Origin of the sequence: Marinobacter sp., assembly GCF_035268745.1 — a bacterium.
Classification (GTDB): domain Bacteria; phylum Pseudomonadota; class Gammaproteobacteria; order Pseudomonadales; family Oleiphilaceae; genus Marinobacter.
Genome location: NZ_DATFKH010000145.1, coordinates 1 through 3,229, shown reverse-complemented (window position 1 = coordinate 3,229; position 3,229 = coordinate 1). Strand labels below are relative to the sequence as shown.

Below are 3,229 nucleotides of genomic sequence, written 5' to 3'. Positions count from 1 at the left end.
GGGACCTTAGCTGGCGGTCTGGGTTGTTTCCCTCTCCACGACGGACGTTAGCACCCGCCGTGTGTCTCCCGTGATTGCACTTCCTGGTATTCGGAGTTTGCATCGGTTTGGTAAGCCGGGATGGCCCCCTAGCCGAAACAGTGCTCTACCCCCAGGAGTGAGACACGAGGCACTACCTCAATAGCTTTCGGGGAGAACCAGCTATCTCCGGGCTTGATTAGCCTTTCACTCCGATCCACAACTCATCCCCTAATTTTTCAACATTAGTGGGTTCGGGCCTCCAGCAAGTATTACCTTGCCTTCACCCTGGCCATGGATAGATCGCCCGGTTTCGGGTCTACTCCCAGCGACTAAGACGCCCATTTAGGACTCGGTTTCCCTACGCCTCCCCTATTCGGTTAAGCTTGCCACTGAAAGTAACTCGCTGACCCATTATACAAAAGGTACGCGGTCACCCGGCCGTAGCCAGGCTCCCACTGCTTGTACGCACGCGGTTTCAGGTTCTATTTCACTCCCCTCTCCGGGGTTCTTTTCGCCTTTCCCTCACGGTACTGGTTCACTATCGGTCGGTAGGTAGTATTTAGCCTTGGAGGATGGTCCCCCCATCTTCAACCAGGATGTCACGTGTCCCGGCCTACTCATCGTGCCTAACTGGCAAAAGCATTTCGCATACAGGGCTATCACCTTCTATGGCCGGCCTTCCCAGGCCGTTTTGCTATGCATTTGCCCGATACGGGCACAGGGCTGTTCCCCGTTCGCTCGTCGCTACTTAGAGAATCTCGGTTGATTTCTTTTCCTCCGGGTACTTAGATATTTCAGTTCTCCGGGTTCGCCTCCACTGCCCTATGTATTCAGGCAGGGATACCGCCGAAGCGGTGGGTTTCCCCATTCGGAAATCTCCGGATCGAAGCTTGTTTGCCAGCTCCCCGAAGCTTATCGCAGGCTACTACGTCCTTCATCGCCTCCTACCGCCTAGGCATCCACCACGTGCGCTTATTCGCTTGACCATATAACCCCAAACACTCTCGGGACCATACGGCGCTGGTTACTCTCTCTTACGAATGCGACACCTTGGATTGCGTGTCCGCCGTTGGAACAACGGACACTAATCGCTAGACGTCAAAACTTTCCGAATTGTTAAAGAACGGACTGCCGGGCAACCCCGACAGCGAACGGAACCACCGCTATACATGTCTCGCATGCACACCCGTGGTTCCGCTTCTCAGGCCTGGCGGCTGGTTGGTGGAGCCAGCCGGGATCGAACCGGCGACCTCCTGCTTGCAAAGCAGGCGCTCTCCCAGCTGAGCTATGGCCCCTCTCTCAAGGATGCCTGCTCCACGCACACCACAACCGTGGTGGGTCTGGGAAGATTTGAACTTCCGACCTCACCCTTATCAGGGGTGCGCTCTGACCAACTGAGCTACAGACCCGATGTCGGTTGCGTGTCGCCGGCGCCAGACTTCAGGCCTGGCCAGACCTCGAGGCTGAAATCTCCAGCCCGAGGACCAAGTAACTTGTGTTGGGAGCTCGCGCCGCGACTGCGCACGCTTTTCTCTTAAAGGAGGTGATCCAGCCGCACGTTCCCGTACGGCTACCTTGTTACGACTTCACCCCAGTCATTAGCCACACCGTGGTAAGCGCTCTCCCGAAGGTTAAGCTACCTACTTCTGGTGCAACCAACTCCCATGGTGTGACGGGCGGTGTGTACAAGACCCGGGAACGTATTCACCGCGACAATGCTGATTCGCGATTACTAGCGATTCCGACTTCACGGAGTCGAGTTGCAGACTCCGATCCGGACTACGACCGGCTTTTCGGGATTGGCTCCCCCTTGCGGGTTGGCAACCCTCTGTACCGACCATTGTAGCACGTGTGTAGCCCTGGCCATAAGGGCCATGATGACTTGACGTCATCCCCACCTTCCTCCAGTTTGTCACTGGCGGTCTCCGTAGAGTTCCCGACTTTACTCGCTGGCAACTACGGACAAGGGTTGCGCTCGTTGCGGGACTTAACCCAACATCTCACGACACGAGCTGACGACAGCCATGCAGCACCTGTCTCCAGGTTCCCGAAGGCACCCCCTCATTTCTGAGGGGTTCCTGGGATGTCAAGGCCAGGTAAGGTTCTTCGCGTTGCATCGAATTAAACCACATGCTCCACCGCTTGTGCGGGTCCCCGTCAATTCCTTTGAGTTTCAACCTTGCGGCCGTACTCCCCAGGCGGAGAACTTAACGCGTTAGCTGCGACACTGAACGCCCGATGCGTCCAACATCTAGTTCTCATCGTTTACGGCGTGGACTACCAGGGTATCTAATCCTGTTTGCTCCCCACGCTTTCGCACCTCAGCGTCAGTAATGGGCCAGGAAGCCGCCTTCGCCACTGGTGTTCCTTCCGATATCTACGCATTTCACCGCTACACCGGAAATTCCGCTTCCCTCTCCCTTACTCTAGCCCCGCAGTTTCGGATGCAGTTCCCAGGTTAAGCCCAGGGCTTTCACATCCGACATACAAGGCCGCCTACGTGCGCTTTACGCCCAGTAATTCCGATTAACGCTTGCACCCTCCGTATTACCGCGGCTGCTGGCACGGAGTTAGCCGGTGCTTCTTCTGCAGGTGACGTCAGGACACGGGGGTATTATCCCCGTGCTGTTCTTCCCTGCTGAAAGTGCTTTACAACCCGCAGGCCTTCTTCACACACGCGGCATTGCTGGATCAGGCTTTCGCCCATTGTCCAATATTCCCCACTGCTGCCTCCCGTAGGAGTCCGGACCGTGTCTCAGTTCCGGTGTGGCTGATCGTCCTCTCAGACCAGCTACGGATCGTCGCCTTGGTAGGCCGTTACCCTACCAACTAGCTAATCCGACTTGGGCTCATCCAATAGCGCAAGGTCCGAAGATCCCCTGCTTTCTCCCGTAGGACGTATGCGGTATTAGCACGAGTTTCCCCGTGTTGTCCCCCACTACTGGGCAGATTCCCAAGCATTACTCACCCGTCCGCCACTCGCCGCCAGGCCGAAGCCCGCGCTGCCGTTCGACTTGCATGTGTTAGGCATGCCGCCAGCGTTCAATCTGAGCCAGGATCAAACTCTTCAGTTCAAAGTTATGAGCTGAAAACGTCGATCCACCATTCACTCAATAGTTACTGACTAAATTGGTGCTCGACCAATGTCTGCGATTGCAGGCATCGACACGAGCCCCCACACAAATTACTTGGTCCAAATTTTTAAAGA

At 56.1% G+C, this 3,229-nt stretch carries 2 tRNA genes and 2 rRNA genes; all 4 read right to left on the bottom strand.

The window, feature by feature from the left end:
• A 23S ribosomal RNA gene (locus tag VJ956_RS11395) occupies positions 1–1,007 on the bottom strand; the annotation flags it as partial.
• Positions 1,008–1,240: 233 nt separating this feature from the next.
• Positions 1,241–1,316, bottom strand: a tRNA-Ala gene (locus VJ956_RS11390).
• A gap of 37 nt (positions 1,317–1,353) precedes the next feature.
• Positions 1,354–1,430, bottom strand: a tRNA-Ile gene (locus VJ956_RS11385).
• 127 nt (positions 1,431–1,557) lie between these two features.
• A 16S ribosomal RNA gene (locus tag VJ956_RS11380) occupies positions 1,558–3,095 on the bottom strand.
• Positions 3,096–3,229: the final 134 nt, after the last annotated feature.